Origin of the sequence: Microcystis sp. M049S2 (assembly GCF_020245625.1) — a bacterium.
Taxonomy (GTDB): domain Bacteria; phylum Cyanobacteriota; class Cyanobacteriia; order Cyanobacteriales; family Microcystaceae; genus Microcystis; species Microcystis ichthyoblabe_A.
Genome location: NZ_JADBUN010000043.1, coordinates 1 through 4,037, shown reverse-complemented (window position 1 = coordinate 4,037; position 4,037 = coordinate 1). Strand labels below are relative to the sequence as shown.

The window sequence follows — 4,037 nt, the reverse complement described above, 5'->3', positions numbered from 1 at the left end:
GTGTAGGGTTTTACCGATTTTGAGGTAGTCAGTTACCTAATTTTCAGGGAAAAAGTACCTGAATTCTACCCCCGATCCCTCCAATGGTCGGCACTTTTTGAGGGAAAAAAAGTCTAAAAGCCTTATCCAACAAGGTTTTTATATTTATTCAGCAAGCCCTACTTAACGGATTGAGTATTAACCGTTGCCCCAGGGAGTTTAAGATAAAAAGTGAAAAATCAAGAATTGTCCTTTAACTGCCCCACAGTGGCTATTTCGCTAAATTTGGGCTGCAGCCCTTATAATTTGCCAAAACGACGATGACGACCCTGATAATCTTTTAAAGCGCGGTGAAATTGCACTCGATCGAAATCGGGCCAGAGGGTGTCAGTAACGTAGATTTCCGCGTAGGCCATTTGCCAGAGTAAAAAATTACTAATTCGCATTTCCCCACTACTGCGAATTAACAGGTCTGGGTTAGGAATCCCGGCAGTATAAAGATACTGTTCAAAGAGAGATTCATCGATCGCTTCCGGGGAGATTAAACCCTGTTGCACCTGACGAGCGATCGCTTGACAAGCTTGCACAATTTCCTCTCGGCCACCATAATTAGTAGCCACCGTAAATTGAATACCGGAATTTTTGCTAGTTTCTGCTTGAGATTTAACAATTTCCCGTCTTAAAGACTCTGGCAAGGCTGATAAATTACCAATAAAGCGAATTTTAACATTTTCCTGCATCATTTCTTCTAATTCCCGCCGCAAAACCCGCTCGAATAGAGTCATTAAAAACTCTACTTCTTCTAGGGGACGACCCCAATTTTCCGTCGAAAAAGCATAAGCAGTTAAAGCGGGAATCCCCCAGTCACGACAACAGCGCAGCAAGTCTTTTAGTGCATCCACTCCCCGTTGATGGCCCATAATCCGCGGTAAACCACGACTTTTCGCCCAACGACCGTTCCCATCCATAATCACTGCGACGTGCTGAGGCAAACGGTTTTTATCTAAATCCGTGGGTAATTCTGGTGATAAGCTCGGTTTAACAGTCATTTTCTATCTTTGGGGGTTGCGCTGGGCGAACGGGAGAATTTTTCTAAGATTAGACGACCTTTTAAGCCAATTGTACGCCCTAAACGTCCCCAACTGGGTGCGACCACTTCCCCCTCTCCCGACGGAGAAAACTTCGCTTCGAGAAGCTCTTTTAGTTTACTACTGGTTAAGGGCCGATCCAAATTACCCCCCGACGCGAGGGAAATCGAGCCAGTTTCCTCAGAAACCACAATACATAAACAATTATCTAGCCTTTCGGTAATGCCCATGGCTGCCCGATGACGGGTCCCTAATTGCCTAGAGGTACTGCGCTCCGATAGGGGTAGAATAACACCAGCGGCCACCACTCGATCGCCCCGAATAAATACGGCTCCATCGTGCAGTAAAGTTTTAGTTTGAAAAATAGTTTGAATTAATTCCTTAGATACTTGGCCATTGAGCGTCACCCCCGGATTGACAAACACCTTGGTGTCGAGATTGCCACTGGTTTCTAATACCATCAGCGCACCGGTGCGATTTTGAGATAGATCCTTCACCGCGTCCACTAACTCATCAATGACATTATCGGTCTTGGGAGTGGGGGAACTTTTTTTAAATAATTCCCACACTTGACCTTTGCCCAATAATTCTAAAAAACGGCGGAATTCCGACTGAAAAATCACAGCAATCGCCACTGCTGCCCCCAAAATCAATTTTTCTAGGACTAACCCCAGCAAGCGCAATCCTAGGGCATCGCTAATCACCGAGGCCAGCATTAAATAGATTAGTCCTCGCACCATCCAAAAGGTACGCCGCTCGCCGATAATTAGCAGCAGCATATAGGTAAGGAGGAGAACTAACCCAAAGTCTAGGACTGACAGACCATGGCTGAGAATCCAGGACAATAACCGGCGAGGGTCCAGAAAAAAACCCGACATGGGGGGACAATAGCGATGAGGTTTATATTAAGGAGAGTCGAGTGGGTAAGCGGTCTTGACGCAGCAGATCCGCCAGATTTTCCCGTTCGAGGATCAGATTAGCTTCTCCATTTTGGACAATTACCGCCGCTGGACGGGGTAAGCGGTTGTAATTAGAAGCCATACTGTAGTTATAGGCCCCCGTGGCTAAAACCACTAAAATATCCCCCGGGTTGGTTTTCGGTAGCGCAATATCCTTAATTAGAATATCGCCAGATTCACAATGTTTTCCAGCTATTGTCACCAATTCCTGACATTCTTGACTCATTTTATTGGCGACAACGGCCCGGTAAACCGATTGATAGGTAATCGGTCGGGGATTATCGGACATTCCGCCATCGACGGCGATATAGGTGCGGATTTCTGGGATTTCTTTGCGATTACCCACTGTATAGGCCGTTACGCAAGCGGTGGCAATCAAAGAGCGTCCCGGTTCGGCAATGAGCAGCGGATAAGCGATACCTCTTTCCTGACAAGCTTTAGCCACTGCTAAGGACACCGCTTGCACCCATTCCTCGATACTTGGGGGGTCATCACTTTCGAGGTAGCGAATCCCTAAACCACCACCGACGTTTAATTGCTCTAGGGGTAAACCTCGTTCTAAACCTAATTTAAACCAGTCTGCTAAGACAGCGGCTAGGTCTTGGTGGGGTTGACGTTCAAAAATCTGGGAACCGATGTGAGCGTGTAAACCCAGACAATTCAGCACCGGATGAGCTAAAACATAGTCAAATACCGCTTCGATTTGATGAGGGTCAAAACCAAATTTACTGTCTAAGTGACCGGTGCGAATATATTCGTGGGTGTGGCACTCGATGCCGGGGGTTAACCGCAACAGCATCGGAATAGGGGTATCAGGGCGGTTTTCGCCTAATTTAACCAGATTTTCTAACTCTAGCCAGTTATCAACGATAATAATGCAGTTATGCTCGATCGCGTATTCTAACTCGGCGATCGATTTGTTATTACCATGAAAGTATATCGGCACATCGGTTTTATTGATCTGGTCTAAAGCGGTTAACACCGTGTGAATTTCTCCGGCCGACACCACATCGAAACCTAATCCCTCCCTAGCGACCACGGCCGATACGGCCAGGCAATTCCACGCTTTCGAGGCATAAATTACCCTAGATTCTCCGGGATAATGAGTCTGGAAACCTTGTAGGTATTGACGACAGGCTGTGCGGAGGGTGACTTCATCGACAATATACAAGGGTGAACCGAAACGTTCCACTAGGGTGGTCACATCACAACCACCGATTTCTAGACAATCGCGGTTATTAACCTTGGCTGTCAGGGGTAACAGGGTTTGATTTGGGGATAGACAATCTTGATAGGCTAAATATTTTTGTCCGGAATTGCTGATTTTAGGTTCGGTTGATAGCATGATCGGTGTTTTTTGTCAAGAAATCGATAATTTTTGTTACAATCTCCGCGCATCCCCGATTCAGTTAAGGGAATTTTGACCGTCGGTGATCTAGATAACCAAAATAGTTCTCTCTTTCACTTTACGACAAGTTCTAACCTTTCTCTGATCAGTAAAAATCTCTAGCAAATCCTCCTAAGCTGTTGACCATCTGAATTGCTCGTTAAGACTGCAAGGGAGAAGGGAGGCTCTTCTCGACTTTGTGTGATAATTTTTGCTTATGGAATTGTGAAATGCTTATCGGGTAAGACTTTTAGGGCTATTTTGACGAAGAAACCATCAGTATAGACCTCGTTTCCACACAGAAACCAGAAGAGCCGAAGGGAGAGAAAGTTTGAGCATTTGTACTAAAAATTCCCATAGGCAGTTTAAATTTAGTACAGCTTAGGGGTTTTTATTGATCTGGGGGTTTAGTTTATCTTAGTTTCTCCTTGAGAGGACGATACAGCCAACGGGCTGCATAGTTAGCCGTTTTTACCATTATTAGATTAGACCTCTTGCATAAATCCGAAAACAAACGATAGAAACAATAATGGGAGGGACTTTCAGTTAATTATTTATTAGTAGTTGATAATCTTCAAAAATGTTGCTGTACAAGGATCGACTTAAGACTTTTGCAAGAGGTCT

Annotated in this window: 3 protein-coding genes; all 3 read right to left on the bottom strand. The window is 45.1% G+C overall.

Annotation, left to right across the window (positions count from 1 at the left end; genetic code table 11):
• Positions 1-278 precede the first annotated feature (278 nt).
• The 3 genes from uppS to lysA are packed head-to-tail and all read right to left on the bottom strand — an operon-like array spanning position 279 to position 3,371.
• Complete coding sequence (gene uppS, locus IM496_RS03855) at positions 279-1,028, bottom strand: polyprenyl diphosphate synthase (RefSeq protein WP_104397610.1); 750 nt, start codon at positions 1,026-1,028, stop codon at positions 279-281.
• Positions 1,025-1,945 (bottom strand): diadenylate cyclase CdaA, encoded by a 921-nt coding sequence (gene cdaA / locus IM496_RS03850; RefSeq protein WP_002801364.1) that lies wholly within the window; start codon positions 1,943-1,945, stop codon positions 1,025-1,027. Before cdaA ends, uppS begins: the two co-directional genes overlap by 4 nt.
• A 22-nt stretch (positions 1,946-1,967) precedes the next feature.
• Positions 1,968-3,371, bottom strand: a complete 1,404-nt coding sequence (gene lysA, locus IM496_RS03845) for a diaminopimelate decarboxylase (RefSeq protein WP_287661273.1) — start codon at positions 3,369-3,371, stop codon at positions 1,968-1,970.
• Between the last annotated feature and the right edge of the window lie 666 nt (positions 3,372-4,037).

What these genes read in the sequence shown, in the direction of transcription:
- cdaA (WP_002801364.1), bottom strand. Translation starts at nt 1,945, where the DNA reads ATGTCGGGTTTTTTTCTGGACCCTCGCCGGTTATTGTCCTGGATTCTC.
- lysA (WP_287661273.1), bottom strand. Translation starts at nt 3,371, where the DNA reads ATGCTATCAACCGAACCTAAAATCAGCAATTCCGGACAAAAATATTTA.
- uppS (WP_104397610.1), bottom strand. Translation starts at nt 1,028, where the DNA reads ATGACTGTTAAACCGAGCTTATCACCAGAATTACCCACGGATTTAGAT.